The sequence below is a fragment of the Bacteroides sp. 14(A) genome (assembly GCF_000526555.1).
Classification (GTDB): Bacteria; Bacteroidota; Bacteroidia; order Bacteroidales; family Bacteroidaceae; genus Bacteroides; species Bacteroides cellulosilyticus.
This window is the reverse complement of record NZ_JAGH01000001.1, coordinates 1885632-1904318: the sequence shown is the minus strand read 5'-3', so window position 1 is coordinate 1904318 and position 18687 is coordinate 1885632. Positions and strand designations below refer to the sequence as shown.

The window sequence follows — 18687 nt, the reverse complement described above, 5'->3', positions numbered from 1 at the left end:
AAAACGAACGAATAACTAATTCAATTAAATCAAAAAGAAAATGAAAAAATTTAGATGTACTGTATGCGGTTACGTATATGAAGGTGATGCCGCTCCTGAGAAATGCCCGTTGTGTAAAGCTCCTGCCAGCAAGTTCGTAGAAGTTGTAGAAACCACAGAAGACGGTCCTCTGTCTTTTGCTGACGAACACGTGATCGGTGTAGCTAAAGGTTGTGATGATGAAATGATTAAAGACCTGAACAACCACTTCATGGGTGAATGCACAGAAGTAGGTATGTATTTGGCTATGAGCCGTCAGGCTGACCGTGAAGGTTATCCCGAAGTAGCTGAAGCTTTCAAGCGTTATGCTTGGGAAGAAGCAGAACATGCTTCTAAGTTCGCTGAACTGTTGGGTGACTGTGTATGGGATACCAAAACTAACCTCGAAAAGAGAATGAACGCTGAGTCAGGCGCTTGCGAAGACAAGAAACGTATTGCCACTCGTGCAAAAGCTCTGAATCTGGATGCTATCCATGACACTGTTCATGAAATGGCAAAAGATGAAGCTCGTCACGGTAAAGGCTTTGAAGGTCTGTACAACCGTTACTTCAAGAAATAATCCTTTTTAGTATTGTATTTTTAGGGAAAGAGGTTACCATTCCGGTAACCTCTTTTTCTATAATACGATTCATCCCCTCTCAAGTTATCCCACGAAATGTAACACATCATTTGCTATACGTTACATTCCCCTTTTATAAAGGGGTTTTCCTCCATATTATGTTTGCGAGAATATCTGTTTTCAATTACTTTTGTATCACAATTGCTAACCCCAACGTAATTATGAAAACGCTATTATCCATCTTATTCCTTTTCTTTGCAACCTACGGATACAGTCAATCAGAGAAACTATTTACAGTAGACCGTGAATTATCAAACAGCAATATCAATCAGATCTATCAAGCCAAAGACGGAGTTATCTGGATAGCCACCGAAGACGGACTTAATCGTTACGACGGCGCCAAGTTCAGTGTGTACAAACACAAAGAAGGAAACGACAGTTCATTGGTAGATAACAATGTAAGGATACTCTTCGAAGACAGCAAAGGGAACTTCCTGATAGGTACTCAACGCGGGCTACAACTTTACGACCCGTCAACAGACCTCTTTAAAGAAATCCCCATCCTGTACGAAACTGGAATAAACATGAGCGCACATATCAGTACGATCCTGGAGCGTAAGAATGGAGAGTTATTAATAGGAACGTCCGGGCATGCCGTTTATTCACTAACATTAGGAGGAACAGAACCTCTTATCAAAGAGGCGCAACTGCCGGTTCCCAGTTTTTTCATCACCTATCTATTCGAAGACCAAAACGAAAATCTATGGGTTTCTACAGAAGGAAAGGGGTTATACCGCATTGACACGTCAGGTCAAATATATCACTATTTCATCGGAAAAGAGAATGCCTGGAATATAGTAACTTCTATTTGCCTGGATGAAAAAGGGAATATCTATGCCAGTAATATAAACAAAGGAATATTTGTCTACGACCAGCAGAAAGATACTTTTATCCCTATCTCCTGTCCGATACTTCCTAGCCTGCCTATCAATACAATATATGCTGCCGGACAAGGAAAAATCTATATCGGAACCATAGGGTACGGCATAAAAGTATATGACATACATACACAGAAGATAAAGGAAAGCGAGTTCAGTTTCAGTACTTTCGATTTCAGCAAAGCCGATGTACATGCCATCACAAAGGATCGGGCAGGCAACTTATGGCTGGGTATCAACGGCAAAGGAGTCATGCTTCTTCCGGCTACAACAAACCAATTCAAGTACATGGGTTACAAGTCTGTAACAACCAATAAAATAGGTTCTAACAGTATAAAAGCAGTATGTAAAGACAATGAAGGAACCTTATGGCTCGGAACAGCCAATGACGGTATATATGGTATAAAAGGAAAGAATAAGCCTTCCCTGCACTTTGAGCACAAAGAAACATCTAATTCCGTGCCGTCCACAATCAACCATATCCACCAGACAGCAGACGGCAGATTGTGGCTGGCCTCACCTTTGGAAGGGCTGGCAGAGATGAACCCCAAGACCGGCCTGTGCCGATACTATAAATTACAGGACCATTATCAGAATGAAGTAAAAAACATATCGTATCTGACTTCAGACAAGAACGGTGAACGATTATGGGTAGCCGTTATGGGCGGAGGCGTGTTTTACATCGATCTAAAAACCGGGAAAGTCAACAGATGCGATACTTTTGAAAGCGGAAAAGAATATCAGGAGAATTACAATGTACTCCACAACCGTTGGGTAGCCTCATTGCTGTACACCAGCAACAATAAATTATATATCGGCACCTACGATGGCTTAGGATGTCTGGATATACCCACAATGAACTTCGCCTCAACCTATGGGAAAAACAGGATATTCAGCGGCAGTATCATACTGACCCTCTTCGAGGATGAACAAGGTGACATCTGGGCAGGTACCACCAAAGGACTCATTCATATAGACGGAAAAAATGGAAGCTCTAAAACTTATACTACACACGATGGATTGCCCAATAATACCATTTGTGCCATTCAAGGCGACAAACAACATGGATTATGGATAAGTACCAATTACGGTATCACAAACATGGACCCGGAAACAGGTACCTTTATCAACTACTATGCAGGCAATGGGTTACAAGGAAATGAATTCAGCAAAAATGCAGCCTGTACAGATAAAGATGGATATCTCATCTTTGGAGGTATCAATGGTATCACCTTTTTCCGACCAGCAGAAATCACTACAGAAGTCAAAAAGCCCGAGGTTAGAATTGCCGACTTCTACATCCATAATAAAGCTGTAAAGAAAGGTACACGTTCCGGTAACCACGAAGTTATAGAAACAGCAGTACAGGAAGCCAGCCGGTTCCGTTTATGTCATAGAGACAACTCGTTCAGCATCGAATTCTCAGCCATGGAATTCTATAATCCGGAACGGATCACCTATCTTTATTCCATGAATGGGGCAACCTGGGTGGCATTAGCTCCGGGCGTCAACAGAGTTTCTTTCAGTGATCTGGCACCGGGTACTTATCACTTCAGGATGAAAGCCAAAGACTATACAGCCTACTCGGAAGAGAAAGAAATCATCATCCAGATAGATCCGGCATGGTGGGCATCGGGTTGGGCTAAATTAATATACGTCCTATTGATATTATCAATCATCGGATTCATTGTGATGCAGGTGCATCATCGTTACCGTATGCATCAAAAGATGTTGCAACACATCCATGCCGAGCAAATTAACGAAGCAAAGTTACAGTTCTTCATTAATATCTCTCACGAAATACGAACTCCGATGTCGCTTATCATCAGTCCCTTGCAACAACTGATGGCAAAAGATAAGGATGCAGAATGTAGAAAGCTCTACAGTACTATACAACGGAATGCCGAGCGCATCCTGCAATTGGTAAACCAATTAATGGATATCCGAAAAATAGACAAAGGACAAATGTCCCTCATGTTTAAAAAGGCTGAAATAGTTAGTTTCACCCGTGACCTGTTAGAAACCTTCGAACAACAGACAAGGGTAAAGAAACTCGACTTAAAATTCCACACCTCTGCTCCTGAAATAGAAATGTGGATAGATCCTAAGAACTTTGACAAGATCATCCTGAACCTACTGTCGAATGCTTGTAAGTTCACACCTGAAAACGGACAAGTGGAAATCAGCCTCAGCACAGGTGAGGATACCCACCTTCCCCAAAATGCACCCCTGCGCCGATATGTTGAACTTACAGTTGCGGACAGTGGTATCGGCATTGCTTCCACTGAACGGGAACATATATTCGAGCGATTCTACCAGATACGCAACAGTCAGAACAACTCAAATATAGGAACAGGTATCGGGCTTCACCTCACGCGCTCTTTAGTGGAGCTGCATTACGGAAATATTCACGTAGAGGACAATGGCGAAGGCAGACCGGGCTCCCGGTTTATCATACGGCTACCGCTGGGAAACGGGCATTTGAAAAAGGAAGAAATAGAAGAAGCAACAACCGCCGACACCCTAATAAACATCCCGGCGGCAGAACCGGCTACCATAGCTCCCCCGCTGCCTTATGATGACGATGAAGAAGCCAGCGGTAAAGTCCGTGCCCGCAGTCGTCGCCATGTGCTTGTGGTAGAAGACGATGAAGAGATTCGCCACTACATTTGCCGCGAACTGAGCAATGACTTTTACATGACCGAATGCAGTAACGGAAAAGAAGCATTAGCATCGATATTATCCCATACGCCCGATCTGATAATCAGCGATGTGATGATGCCTGAAATGGATGGCTTGACACTCTGCCGCAAGATACGACAGAATGTGAACATCAACTATCTACCCATCATCCTGCTTACCGCCCGTACCAGCGAGGAGGACAATCTGGAAGGGTTGGATACCGGTGCCGATGCTTATCTGATGAAACCATTCAGCATTGAGTTGCTGAGAAAAACTGTCTTAAACCTCATCCGCCGCCGGGAACAATTGCGTAATGCTTTCAGTGGCCGTCAGAATCAGGAGGAACAAATCTCAATCCCAGAAGTAAAATCTCCCGATGACCGGCTTATGGAACGTGTCATGCGCGTTATCAATGAGAATTTAGGCAATCCGGCATTAACCGTCGAAATGATCAGTACGGAAGTAGGTATCAGCCGTGTACATCTGCATCGCAAGCTCAAAGAACTCACGAATCAGACTACACAACAACTCATTCGTAACTTGCGTCTGAAGCAGGCAGCCACCCTGCTGGCCGACAAGCGACATAGCATAACAGAAGTAGCCACATTAACCGGTTTTACGCATCCCACTTACTTCGCCACGGCATTCCGCGAAATGTATGGCATATCACCATCAGAGTATATGGAACGCCATATAGGGCAAGATAAAACGAAAGATGGCATCTTTTGATGTGAAAGATGCCATCTTTTACATAGCTATTTTAAAGTTCTTGTCCGAGGGCTTTCCGTTAGGTTAAGCCTGCCAAGCATATCGCCTCCGCAATCTACTATGATCTTATGCAATACTATCGCCGGACTGAGAGGGCGAATAGTCAGAGTATGTACCCCGGCCTCCAGAGTGACATCAGGAAAAGTTACTTTTGACTCTATTACCCGTGCCGCCCCCGCAGGATACATTTTTGAATAACAGTTGGCCCAAGTCAGGTCTGAATTGTAATTCACGATTTGTTCCTCACCGTCATCTAAACGAATGGCATAACTATGCCCTCCTTTAATAAAAGGCAAAGTACTATCCAATATCAGGCGTACACGCACACCGGACAAGTCAGACTTTAATCGCATTTGATAGATCAACGAAGCACCGGATACCGGCTTGGTATATGGCATCAAAGAAAGTCCGGAGAGTGTACGTCCCAAGTCCGGTATAACAGTCCATTGTGTACCGGGTTCCTGCACGGATGTAGCAAAACGTTCTGCTTCCATTACCACTACCCCACTGCTCTCTTCGTATTCATAACCACCCATTACCATATTTCCGTTCCGGGAAGCATCCACACGGGTTACTTTCGGCATTATATTTCCTCCTTTCGGTTCATCCCATGAAGTATAGCCTATATGGGTCTGATCCATCATGTGTTTCCATTTGCCACCGGCAATATTATTATTATAATCGGCGCATAGTTCCGCATCTCTCCGGAAGCAATACTCTACGCGATCCGCCCAGGCATTGGCACGTACATCATTTTCAGCAGCCAACTGCCGGTTCACGGCGGTAGCACAGTACATTTCATAAAGATTGGCCATAGCTTGCACAGGGAATAATATCAGCTCCTTATAAGCATCGCGCCTATTCTCCGGTAGCAAAGCAAACTGACGGACAGCATGTGCTTCCAATGCCAGAAACTCATCGGCCACAGCTTTAAATTCACCACTTTGCAAATTATAGGTTTTGTGATCTAACATCTCTGCCGTCACACGAGCGCAATACTTACAATAAAGATTTAAAATTCGTGCAGCTTCGTCAGCATATTCATTACCAAATTGCTGGCGGCAAAATTCTCTTGTATAATCCATCAGATTACCCGCATTAAAAGCATCAGGATTCCATGCCATTTTCAAGAAGAAATCCGTAGGAAACTCATTCGGTTTCAAATCACCTACATTCAATATCCACATCTTATCCACACCATAAGCATACGTCAGATAAAGCTGTTCCCACATATGCTGGATTTGAGTCATATTCAACCACTGATAAGCACGCGGAGCACCATGCAAATCCACATGATAGTACATGCCATAACCACCGGGATGACGTTTAACACCCGGTTCGGGCAGACGGCGAACATCTCCCCAATTGTCATCACATAACAGAATCATTACATCATCCGGTATCTGCATACCTTGATCGTAATATTCCAGTACCTCACTATAAAGCGCCCATAATTGTGGAGTCTTAGAAGCAGATTTTCCCGTAACCTCGGCTATGATACGACGCTGTTCTTTCACTATATTTTCCAACAGTTTTGTATCCGTATCAGGTCCCATCGGCGCATCACCGTCACCACGCATCGCAATGGTCACCACTTCTTCTTTACCCCGCATGCGCTCTATACCTTCACGGAAAAAGCGGTCGATACCATCTTTGTTTGTCTGATAGTTCCAGGCTCCATACACTTTACGATTGCGAGCATACTCCTGATGGTTACGCGCCATAGGCTCATGGTGAGAAGTACCGATTATGATCCCCATCTCATCAGCCAATGGACTGTTCATGGGATCATCCGCATAGAAAGCCGCACTCCACATAGCAGGCCATAGGAAATTGGCTTTCAGGCGAAGCAACAATTCATACACATGCACGTACATTTTACTATTGAAGCCACCATAACGTTCCGTGGTCCAACCTCCCATGCAAGGCCATTCATCATTAATAAAAATACCGCGATACTTCACTGCCGGTTCTCCGTCGGTATATACACCTTTTTTTATATAGAGTTCCTCATGCCGTTCCGCCGGAACATCCGCCCACCAATACCAGGGAGATACCCCTATCTGACGGGATAACTCATAAACTCCATAGATAGTTCCACGCTTATCACTACCAGCAATTAACAACACTTCACCCGGTATTCCTTCCACCGGATCTTTTACTGTGGTGATTATAAACTTCTCATTCTTGCCTTTTAACTCGCGGGCATCCAGTTTCTTCGATTTCACCAATTGCTTTATGAATGGAGACTCATCAAAAGAACCAATAAGAATACGTACATTTTGCCCATCCGCACTTCCCTTCTGTTTTGCATCGGCCACTAATGCAGGACGTATATCGGCCACTTTATAAAAATCCTCCTGTAAATTATGTACAGCCGTTAATACTCCTTTATGTTCCTCATCAGCACATAAAATACTGAAACTCCTTTGTTGGGATGTTACAAGCTCCAACGTACCTTCTTCCCGAATGAAAGAGACAAACTTATCCGCCGCTTGCAGTGTCGAAGCCAGAATGAGACAAAGTTGCAGGCAGACAATCCGTGTTTTTAATGATATTCTCATCATGTAGAAATAAATTAGATTAATAATACTATGAAACAAAGGTACACGGCTTCCAGAAGCCTGCCAAAGATCACTGTTACAGATACTTTCGAGCATATTACGAGTTAAAAGAATAAGGCTGTGTTACATCAATTAAAGTCTATGATACACCCCTAATATAGAATGCAACATCAGTTAATCTTTCTGCAATAGCAACATATTTATTACTATTATTATACTTCCTACTTTTGCTTCGGGAACAAAAAGGTTCTTTATCATTATTTATTAATCTTAAAACTAAAAGAATTATGGAAAGCATGTATGACAACAGTTAATCCTGGCTTTATGACATCAGAGAAAACATAGTTATTAACTATCTTAAACTAATGGTAATGAAAAATGTAAAAAAGAAAATTCAAAGGATTCCTTACTTGTTTCTTTTGATGCTTTTTAGCTGCCTGACAGCTTCGGCACAACAAGGAATAACAGTGAAAGGAACAGTCGTGGACGACAATGGCGAGACTATAATTGGAGCCTCGGTAGTTGTAAAAGGAAATAATTCAATAGGTACGATCTCAGATATAGACGGTAATTTTGTATTGACCGTGCCCAATGAAAAGTCAGTTCTTGTCGTTTCGTTTGTAGGTATGGAGCCTCAGGAAGTGAAGGCTTCTTCAAAAGGGACAATCAAAGTAGTTCTGAAAGATGATACACAGCTACTGGACGAAGTTGTAGTAGTAGGTTACGGACAGCAAAAGAAAGCGTCGGTGGTAGGAGCCATTACACAGACTTCCGGAAAAACACTAGAGCGGTCTGGGGTAAGCAATTTAGGAGCTGCCTTAACGGGTAACCTTCCGGGAGTCATTACTTCCAGTTCTACCGGTATGCCCGGTGCCGAAGACCCGAAGATTATTATCCGCACACAGAGCTCGTGGAATAATAGCGAACCTCTGGTACTGGTAGACGGCATCGAACGTGAAATGAGTTCAGTAGACATTTCCTCAGTAGAGAACATTTCTGTATTGAAAGATGCATCCGCTACTGCTGTATATGGTGTGAAAGGTGCCAACGGAGTAATCCTTATTACTACCAAACGCGGTAAGGAAGGAAAAGCCAACGTACAGATCAAGGCCAATATGACCGCTAAAGTAGTATCAAAACTCCCTGAAAAGTATGATGCTTATGACACATTCTACTTGATGAATAACTCCATTGAGCGCGAAGCTTGTCTCAATCCTGCCGGATGGGCAAACTACACACCGGCAGCCATCATCGATAAGTATCGTCATCCGGCCAATGCCGAAGAGTGGGACCGCTATCCTAATGTGGATTGGGAGGATGAGCTTTTCAAGAAAGTCGCTATGTCCTATAATACCAGCGTCAACGTATCAGGTGGTACTAAAGTTGTAAATTACTTCGCAGCTGTAGATTTCGTAAACGAAGGTGACTTGTTCAAGAGCTTTGAAAACGGACGTGGTTACAACTCCGGCTTTGGCTATAACCGCATCAACGTACGCAGTAACCTGGACTTCCATTTGACAAAAACGACCAAATTCTCTACCAACCTGTTTGGTTCGAATGCACAACGTCAGCTGCCTTGGGATATGAGCGACAATGACACCGGTTTCTGGAACTCAGCTTATAAATCCGCTCCCGACGCCATGCGTCCCATCTACTCCAATGGTATGTGGGGATGGTATGCGCCGCGTGATGCCGATGTACCCAACTCAGCCTATTTCCTGGCTGTAGGCGGTAAAGAGAAACGCACCACCACCAAAATGACTACTGACTTCATTTTGGAGCAGGACTTGGCTATGTTGACCAAAGGACTGAGATTCAAGGCGAACTTCTCTATGGACTATACTTTTGCGGAGAACAAGCGTGGCCTCAGTGACCAGTACAACGATGCACAACGCATCTGGGTGGATCCGGATACAGGTAATATCTCTTATAAGTTTGACCCTGATACAGGAACCGGACTCGACAAAGTCACTAATCCTATCTATTGGTTACAACAATCCGGTAGTGCAAACATTGGAGCCACTTATCGCAAACTATACTACTCTATGCAGTTCGACTATGCCCGTACCTTCGGCAAACATGAAGTGACCGGCCTTGGCCTTTTCAGCCGACTAAAAGAGGCACAGGGAAGTGTATTCCCCATTTATCGGGAAGACTGGGTATTCCGTTTTACCTATAACTACGCCATGCGCTATTTCTTCGAGGCGAATGGTGCTTATAATGGTTCCGAAAAATTCGGTCCTGATTATCGCTTCGCCTTCTTCCCCTCCCTCTCACTGGGTTGGATGATCAGTGAAGAGAATTTCATGAAAAAACTGAAGTTCGTCGATATGTTAAAGCTTCGCGCTTCCTGGGGACGAGTAGGTGATGATGCCGTGGTCGCTCCGTGGCAGAGATTTACAGCAGGTCGTTTCTTATACAAAGATCAGTTGAGTTATGGTGGCAACACTGTCATGGGTAGCATCAATCCGGACAACTCTCCTTATACCCACTGGAAAATCTCTTCTCTGGGTAACCCGGATGTCTCTTGGGAAACTGTAGAAAAGCGCAACATTGGTTTAGATTATGCTTTCTTTAATGGACTGATAGCAGGTTCAGTAGATGTATTCAACGATACCCGTACGGACATTATAATTAGCGGTGACAGCCGTGCCATTCCGTCTTATTTTGGAACAACGGCTCCCCGAACCAATTTAGGTAAAGTCAACAGCCACGGTTATGAACTGGAATTACGTTTGAACCATGTATTCAACAATGGTCTACGCGCCTGGCTGAACACCAGTATGACTCACGCCATCAATGAAATCAAGTTCAGAGATGACGCTCCTTTGCTACCTGCTTATCAGAAGGGAGCCGGACATACAATTAACCAAGTATATTCATATATCGACCATGGGAATCTGGCTACCTGGGACGATGTGATAGGTAGTAGTAATTGGACAACTGGAAATGACATGAAGTTACCGGGCGACTACAATATTATAGACTTCAACGGTGACGGTATAGTTGACAACGACGACCGTGCTCCTTATCAGTATGCCAGTACACCGCAGAACACCTATAATGCCTCTCTCGGTTTTGAGTGGAAAGGCTTCAGTTGCTTTGCCCAATTCTATGGAGTAACCAATGTAACCCGTGAAGTCAATTTCCCGACATTCCGTTCTACAGCCCACGTAGCTTATGCAGAAGGTTCATACTGGACACCGGGAGGTAATGCCACCCTACCCACTCCACGCTGGGGAACTACTGTAGACGCAGCTGCTACCGGAACACGTTACTGGTATGATGGTGCTTACCTTCGTCTGAAGAATGTTGAATTATCCTATACATTCAAGAACAATTGGCTGAAGAAAATGGGCATCAATTCCTGCCGTCTCTACTTGAATGGCGATAATCTCTACATGTGGACCGACATGCCGGATGACCGTGAAGCCAACTACGGTACAGGCTCTTCGGACGGTGCCTACCCTACGGTACGCCGCTTCAATTTTGGTATCGACATAACCTTATAATAACGAAGAGATAATTATGAATAAATATATAAATAAACTATTTATGATGTCGGCTATTGCAATGGCTGGCATAATGGGGATGACCTCATGTACAGACTATCTGAATAAAGCTCCGGAAAGTGACTACCAGGATAATGACCCTTATAAGAATTTTATGAACTTTCAGGGTTTCACTGAAGAACTCTATAATTGTATCCCGGTAGTTTCAAACAATAAAGATGCCGGACATACTTGCTTCAACTATGGTGAAGATGAATACTGGGAACCACAGGAAATGCGTATGCAAGCCCGTAGTGTGGACAACGGAGACTTCTGGGCCTGGACTACTGTTTACTATGGTTACCCGAACAATCAAGGTTCGGCAGGTTCAAACAACCGAACTGATAAAGGTCACTTATGGGCCAACTCCTGGTATGCCATCCGTAAAGCCAATATCGGTATCGCCAACCTCGGCAATCTGATAAGTGCCACCGAGGAAGAACGCAATCTCATAGAAGGACAACTTTACTTCTTCCGCGCATGGTACCACTTTATGCTAATGGAATGGTGGGGCGGCATGCCGTATATTGATACAGTGTTGTCTTCGGATGTAGCTCCCACGTTAGCCCGTCTTACATGGCAAGAATGTGCGGAAAAATGCGTAGCCGACTTTGAACATGCAGCCAGTCTACTTCCTGTTGATTGGGATGCAACCACCGCCGGTAAAGTGACCTTAGGCAAAAACAATATGCGTATCAACCGTATCATGGCTTTAGCTTATAAGGGCAAGACCTTGCTTTGGGCAGGCAGTCCGTTGATGAACTGGGCTTCCGGAGGTGCAAAGGAATACAATGCAGAGTTGTGCAAACGAGGTGCCGATGCTCTCGGACAAGCCCTTGCCCTCACCGAATCGACCAACCGTTATGAACTGGCTGACTTCTCCGAATATAACGACATCTTCCTGTTGCATAACTCAAGCGGCAAGCTGAACGGAGTAAAAGAGTCCATCTTTATGGAGAATATCAAGGATTATAGTGGACGCTGGCGCTGGAATATGGTTAACGACTTCCGACCTCAATCCATTGAGTCTTCCGGTATTAAATGCTATCCTACCGCCAACTACGTAAACTACTATGGCATGCAGAACGGTTACCCTATTAATGACATGACAAAGGCAGATGCCGAATCAGGCTATGATCCCACACATCCCTGGAAAAACCGCGACCCACGCTTCTATAAAACCATCATGTTCGACGGTGTGAAGTGGAAAAGTACCGGTGGTGCAGGTGGAACGGCAGAACTTTTCACCGGAGGTAGAGAGAGTGAAGAAGCAAATGAAAAGAAAGGCTGCTTCACAGCCTATATGAACAGCAAACTCTGTCCGCAATTGATGAATACGGTTGACGGTTATAAAGAAAATAATATCATGATCCTCAGCCTTATGCGCTTGGCAGATGTATATCTGATGTATGCTGAAGCTACGGCTGTAGGCTACAATGGTCCGAAGGGTAAAGCTGCGACCTACTCACTCACAGCCGAAGAGGCATTGAACAAGATCCGCGAACGTGCCGGGGTAGCTCCCGTACTCGACAAGTTCCTGGGTAGTACTGCTGACTTCCTGAGCGAATTACGCCGTGAACGCGCCGTAGAACTGTCTTTCGAAGGTTTCCGTTTTATCGATCTTCGCCGCTGGATGCTTCTCACCCAATATCCTTACACACTGAAGACCAAGATTGAGTTCGACCGTGCCGATCCTAATGACTATAATTATGACGAACCGGAAGAAAATGCTATCAAGAACTTGCGTGAAGTAGTATTGCTTGAGCGTAAATATACCGACAGACACTATTGGTATCCGCTCCCTAAAAAGGATGTTAGCATGTATGAAGGGTTCTACCAGAATCCCGGATGGTAATCTTGACGTATTAACTAATAATGACGCAAAAAATGAATAGAAAGTTTATATATATTGGCTGTACTGTTTTCGCCATGTCTCTGTTTCATGCAGGAGGTATCCAGGCGCAAGAAGAAAACAAAGATAGCCTGGTGAATGTGGCTTTCGGTACGGTTGCCCAGGAAGACTTGACGCATGCCATTTCTACGGTCAACACGTCCGAACTGACCAAAAAAGTAAATAGTTCCAGTAGCTTAGTTGGACTGGAAAGTCTGATAGGTGGATACACCGGCAACGTATGGGGGCAAGAAGCACTTGTCCTGGTGGATGGAGTACCCCGCAGTGCAAGTAATGTACGCGCTTCGGAAATAGAAAGTGTTTCGGTAATGAAAGATGCTGCTGCCGTGGTACTTTATGGTAGCCGTGCGGCAAAGGGTGTTATCCTGATCACTACCAAACGCGGTAAAAATGAACCGATGCGCATCGACGTACGAGGCAATGCAGGCATAAATGTTCCCAAATCTTATCCAAAATATTTGGATTCAGACTGCTACATGACCCTTTACAATGAAGCTTGCCGTAATGACGGGTTATCCCCCAAATACAGCGCATCAGATATCTACAACACTGCCATGGGAACCAATCCTTATCGTTATCCGAATATTGATTTCTATAGTTCGGACTATCTGAAAAAGGCATATTATAATGCAGATGTGACAGGTGAAGTATATGGAGGTAATGATCGCACACATTATTACCTGAATTTCGGTATGGATTATAGTAACGACCTGCTGAAATATGGTGAATCAAAGAATGCCTACAATATGCGTTTCAATGTACGCGGTAACGTAGACATGACACTTGCCTCATGGCTAAAGGCTACTACCAATGCGGCAGTTGTCTTTACCAATCAGTATGCAGGTCGCGGAAACTTTTGGGGAACCGCATCCACCTTGCGTCCCAACTGGTTTGCCCCGTTATTACCCATCGACATGATGGATACCAGCGTCGCTCAAATACAGGAATATATTACCAACAGTAATCACCTGATTGACGGCAAATATCTGCTTGGAGGAACTTCTTCCGACATGACCAATCCTTTTGCTGATCTTCTGGCTGCCGGATATGTTAAGGAAAAGGCACGTATGTTTATGTTCGATGTCAGCCTTGCCGCTGATCTGGGTTCATTCTTGAAAGGTCTGACGTTTAAGACTTCTTATAGTGTAGACTATACTTCTTACTATTCGGAAGCTTTCAGCGAGACCTACGCCGTTTATGAACCTACATGGTCTCAGGTGAACGGCAAGGATATGATTATTGCCTTGAAGAAGCACAATGAAGACAAAAAAGATCGCAATGAATATGTCGGCAAGTCCACTTACGATCAGACCATGACGTTCAGTGCACAGTTTGACTATGCCCGCACTTTCGCAAAATACCACAACGTAGCAGCCACATTCATAGGTTGGGGTTATCAAACGCAGAATTCTGCTGACGAAAATCATGAAAGCAGTGATTATCACCGTACCAGTAATGTGAACTTAGGCTTACGGGCATCCTACAATTACAATCATAAGTATTATGCCGATTTCAGTGGTGCCGTGATCCATTCGGCCAAATTACCCGAAGGCAAGCGTAACGCTTTCTCTCCGTCAGTCACTTTGGGCTGGAGGATCAGCAAAGAGAAGTTTATGGAGAATGTAAAGTTTATAGACGATCTGAAAATCACAGCTTCTTATGCCAACCTGCATCAGGATCTCGATATCACCGACTATTATCTGTATAAAGGCACTTTCTCCAAAAGAACAAACGAGGGCTTCTATGTACAATGGCATGATGGAACAGCCGGCGGATGGACTCCGGCTTCCAAACGTGGTGATAACCCCAATCTGGGTTTCATCACACGTGAAGAGTTCCGTGCCGGCATTGATGCCACACTGTTCAACCGTCTGCTGAAAATAAATGCGAATTACTTCAGACAAGATACGAAAGGCTTGCTCACCCAAGGTTCATCTTCTATCTATCCTTCCTATTTTGCTTTAAGCAGCAATTCCACTTTCATGCCCTGGATCAATTATAACGAGGACAGACGCAGTGGTTTTGACTTCGCGCTGAGTGCCAACAAGAAATTCGGCGACTTTGACGTAACACTCGGTTTCAATGGTATGGTATACTCCTCTGAAGCTCTGAAACGTGACGAACTTTACGACGAAGATTACCAGTATCGCAAAGGTCGTGCACTCGATGCTTCCTACGGTTATGTATGCGAAGGTTTCTTCCAGGATCAGACTGACATAGACAATCATGCCCGTCAAACATTTGGTACTGTAAAGCCCGGTGACCTGAAGTACAAAGACATTAACGAGGATGGTGTAATCGACAGCAAGGACCAAATTGAATTAGGAAAGAACGGTTGGTCAGCTCCTCCTTTCTCCTTCGGATTGAACTTAACTGTGAAGTGGAAAAATTTCTCGCTATTTGCCATGGGATCAGGTCAGACCGGTTCTGTAGACTTTAAAAGCAGTTCCTACTACTGGAACCGCGGTACGAGCAAATTCTCAGAAGTGGTATGGGGACGTTGGACCGAAGATACAAAGGATGTGGCCACCTACCCACGTCTGACCACCACCAATGGTGACAATAACTACCGCAATTCCACTTTCTGGATGTATAAGCGTAACTATTTCCGCCTGAACCAAGTGCAGTTGACGTATGACTTCCCTGAAAATACTTTCAAAGGAACGTTTGTTCGTGGTTTAAGTGTTTATTGCGGAGGTAGCAATCTGCTTACCATCTCTAAAGAGCGGAAGCATATGGAGCTGAGTACCGGTTCCCCTCAATGCCGTAACTTCTATGCAGGTTTCAAGGCTGCATTCTGATTTTATTGATTAATAAAGAAGAAGATTATGAAAAAGAAAATTATACCTTTTATAATAGGTGCCCTGATGCTCACCGGTTGTGATGATTTGTTTTCACCAGCCATCGAAAACTTCCAAGGCGTGGAAAACATGTACAACGATGCGGAATACGCACGGGGAATATTGCACAATGTATACAGTCTGATTCCGGGCTATTACGATAACAGCGAGTATGGCACGGATGACGCCGTAACCAACCAGCCAAGTAATGTGTATCTGCAAATGGCCACCGGTGCCTGGACTACAAGTTCATATAATCCACAGAATCAGTGGACCAATTCCTACGGTGCCATTCAATACATCAACCTCTTCCTGGAGCATGTGGGAGGCGTAAAATGGTCGGATGATGAAGAACTGAACAAATTGTTTGCGCAACGCCTCACTGGTGAAGCTTACGGACTCCGTGGGATGTTCTATTTTTATCTGCTTCGTGCCCATGCCGGTTTTGGTGCAAATGGCGAACTGCTCGGTGTACCCATATTTACAGAACCTCAGACAATAGAGTCGGATTTCAATCAACCGCGTGCTTCGTTTCAGGCTTGTGTAGAACAAATCTACAATGATCTTTCCGAAGCAGAGAAAAGACTTCCTTATGAGTATGAAGATGTTTCAGGAAGCGTTCCTGCAGATTTCCAGAGTCTCACACAAGACGTCGGTAAATACAACACCGTTATGGGTGCCAAAGCACGTCAGCTGTATAACGGAATCATAGCCCGTGCCTTCCGTACACGCACAGCCGTACTGGCTGCCAGTCCCTTCTTTGAAGATGCTTCCAACGCTGCCACATGGGCGGATGCCGCTAATGCCGCAGCTGCTGTAATAGACTATAAAGGAGGTCTATCAGGATTAGCATCCGACGGAGTGGAATATTACTCACCTACTATTATAAATACAATTAAGGATGGTGCCAATCCAAATGAAATCTTATGGAGAGGAAACAAAGGAAGTGGTGATAACGATCAGGAATCACAAAATTTCCCACCGAGTTTGTACGGTAATGGTTATATGAATCCGTCGCAAAATCTGGTCGATATATTCCCTATGGCCAATGGATACCCCATCAATGACGCAGCCAGCGGATACGATGCCAACAATCCTTATGCTGGACGCGATCCCCGTTTGGGCAAATACATCTTTTACAATGGAAGTACAATCAGTGAGAAGAGTATAACAATCAACATCAATGAGGGAAATCAAGACGGTGTTAACGTGACCGAAAACCGCTCGACCCGAACAGGCTATTACATGAGAAAACGCTTGCGCATGGATGTGAACTGTAATCCGGCATCCATTTCCAAACAGCCGCATTACACACCCCGTATCCGTTATACTGAAATGTACCTGAATTATGCTGAGGCAGCCAATGAAGCTTGGGGACCGAAAAACGCCAACGGCAGAGATTACTCCGCTTACGATGTAATCAAAGCCATCCGGAAACGTGCCGGCATAGGTGGTACCAATGATGCCTATCTGGAAGTATGCGCTGCCAGCAAAGACAAAATGCGCGAACTGATTCGCAACGAACGTCGATTAGAACTCTGCTTCGAAGGATTCCGTTTTTGGGATCTCCGTCGCTGGAAAGCCGACCTGAACGAACCGGTATATGGCATTAGCTGGAATGGTAACAGCTATCAGAAGATAACCGTAGAAGAACGTTCGTATGAAGATTATATGTACTGTTGCCCTATCCCCAACTCTGAGATACTGAAGTACAGCAACCTCATCCAGAATAAAGGATGGAAATAAACAAAATTGTGAACACTATTAATAAAATAGCATGATATGAAAAAGAAATTAGCATATATCGGACTGACTTCATTACTCTTGTCTTTCACCGCGTGCGAAAGCTCTGACAATGAATTCTCCGACTTCGATTATCAAACTGTATATTTTGCCAATCAATATGGTTTGCGTACCATTGAATTGGGAGAAGACGAATTCCTCGATAACTCTTTGGATAATCAGCACAAAGTATCCATTAAAGCAGCTTGGGGTGGTGGTTATACCAACCGCAAGAATGTAATTATTGATACTCAGGTAGATGAATCGCTTTGCGAAAACCTCTATTTCAAAGGAAGTAACACTCCTGTTACCCCTATGCCCACCTCCTACTATACCCTGGCCGCCAACCAGATCAATATTCCCAAGGGTGAAGTTATAGGTGGTGTGGAGGTACAGTTTACCGATGCATTCTTTGCCGATAAAAAGACTCTTGATAATTATTACGTGATTCCTCTGAAGATGACAGGCGTACAGGGTGCAGACTCCATCCTTCAGGGTAAAGCAGTCGTAGCAAACCCCATGTTGACAAATAGTGGCGACTGGAGTGTACAACCCAAGAATTTTGTACTTTATGCTGTAAAGTATGTCAATCCCTGGCATGGTGAGTACCTGCGTCGTGGAGTGGATCAAGCTGTGATAAACGGCGTTTCTTCGCAATTGGTACGCCATCAGCAATATGTAGAGAAGGATGAGAAAGTAAATATTACAACTGAAAGCCTGAAAGACAATATTCTATCCTTATCAACCAAGGATGCACAAGGTAATCTTTTCAATTACAACCTCAGCTTGACTTTTACCGAAGATGGTAATTGCACAGTAGGTAGTACTTCCGATGATCTTATCATTTCCGGTACCGGTAAATTTGTGAAGAAGGGCGAAAAGAACAGCCTTGGCGGTAAAGATCGTAATGCTATCTATCTGGACTATACAATTGACTTTAAAACCAAAAACATGCAGTACGCCACCAAAGATACGTTGGTGTTAAGCAGTCGTGCCGTACAAGGTGGCAAGTCATTCGAGATAGAAATAAGATAGTATTATCTGGTATAAAC

8 protein-coding genes are annotated in these 18687 nt (G+C 44.2%); 7 read left to right on the top strand and 1 reads right to left on the bottom strand.

Features of this window, described 5'->3' with window-relative positions:
* Positions 1 to 40 precede the first annotated feature (40 nt).
* Positions 41 to 598: an NADH peroxidase gene (locus tag K429_RS0107135; RefSeq protein ID WP_007215010.1), complete on the top strand. Its 558-nt coding sequence runs from the start codon at positions 41 to 43 to the stop codon at positions 596 to 598.
* Between the two features lie 221 nt (positions 599 to 819).
* Positions 820 to 4947, top strand: coding sequence for a two-component regulator propeller domain-containing protein (locus K429_RS0107130; protein WP_025726482.1), 4128 nt, complete (start codon positions 820 to 822; stop codon positions 4945 to 4947).
* A 26-nt stretch (positions 4948 to 4973) separates the two neighbouring features.
* Here K429_RS0107130 and K429_RS0107125 read toward each other — a convergent pair whose 3' ends face one another.
* Entirely contained in the window at positions 4974 to 7553 is a 2580-nt protein-coding gene (locus K429_RS0107125; RefSeq protein WP_081750851.1) for a glycosyl hydrolase 115 family protein, read from the bottom strand.
* Between the two features lie 362 nt (positions 7554 to 7915).
* Here K429_RS0107125 and K429_RS0107120 point away from each other — a divergent pair, with 362 nt between their 5' ends.
* Genes K429_RS0107120 through K429_RS0107100 form a run of 5 tightly spaced genes read left to right on the top strand, consistent with a single transcriptional unit; the run spans position 7916 to position 18670 of the window.
* Positions 7916 to 11062 (top strand): TonB-dependent receptor, encoded by a 3147-nt coding sequence (locus K429_RS0107120; protein WP_025726480.1) that lies wholly within the window; start codon positions 7916 to 7918, stop codon positions 11060 to 11062.
* A 16-nt stretch (positions 11063 to 11078) separates the two neighbouring features.
* Complete coding sequence (locus K429_RS0107115) at positions 11079 to 12956, top strand: RagB/SusD family nutrient uptake outer membrane protein (RefSeq protein ID WP_025726479.1); 1878 nt, start codon at positions 11079 to 11081, stop codon at positions 12954 to 12956.
* Positions 12957 to 12988: 32 nt separating this feature from the next.
* Entirely contained in the window at positions 12989 to 15814 is a 2826-nt protein-coding gene (locus tag K429_RS0107110) for a SusC/RagA family TonB-linked outer membrane protein (protein WP_025726478.1), read from the top strand.
* Between the two features lie 27 nt (positions 15815 to 15841).
* A complete protein-coding gene (locus K429_RS0107105; RefSeq protein WP_025726477.1) occupies positions 15842 to 17599 on the top strand; it encodes a RagB/SusD family nutrient uptake outer membrane protein in 1758 nt (585 codons plus the stop codon).
* 36 nt (positions 17600 to 17635) lie between these two features.
* Positions 17636 to 18670 carry a DUF5627 domain-containing protein gene (locus tag K429_RS0107100; protein WP_007215020.1) on the top strand — a complete coding sequence of 345 codons (1035 nt, stop codon included), beginning with the start codon at positions 17636 to 17638 and terminating at the stop codon, positions 18668 to 18670.
* The last annotated feature ends 17 nt before the right edge of the window (positions 18671 to 18687 follow it).

Excerpts from the sequence above, each read along its gene's own strand:
- K429_RS0107130 (WP_025726482.1), top strand. The coding sequence starts at position 820 with ATGAAAACGCTATTATCCATCTTATTCCTTTTCTTTGCAACCTACGGA.
- K429_RS0107100 (WP_007215020.1), top strand. The coding sequence starts at position 17,636 with ATGAAAAAGAAATTAGCATATATCGGACTGACTTCATTACTCTTGTCT.
- K429_RS0107105 (WP_025726477.1), top strand. The coding sequence starts at position 15,842 with ATGAAAAAGAAAATTATACCTTTTATAATAGGTGCCCTGATGCTCACC.
- K429_RS0107135 (WP_007215010.1), top strand. The coding sequence starts at position 41 with ATGAAAAAATTTAGATGTACTGTATGCGGTTACGTATATGAAGGTGAT.
- K429_RS0107110 (WP_025726478.1), top strand. The coding sequence starts at position 12,989 with ATGAATAGAAAGTTTATATATATTGGCTGTACTGTTTTCGCCATGTCT.
- K429_RS0107125 (WP_081750851.1), bottom strand. The coding sequence starts at position 7,553 with ATGATGAGAATATCATTAAAAACACGGATTGTCTGCCTGCAACTTTGT.
- K429_RS0107120 (WP_025726480.1), top strand. The coding sequence starts at position 7,916 with ATGGTAATGAAAAATGTAAAAAAGAAAATTCAAAGGATTCCTTACTTG.
- K429_RS0107115 (WP_025726479.1), top strand. The coding sequence starts at position 11,079 with ATGAATAAATATATAAATAAACTATTTATGATGTCGGCTATTGCAATG.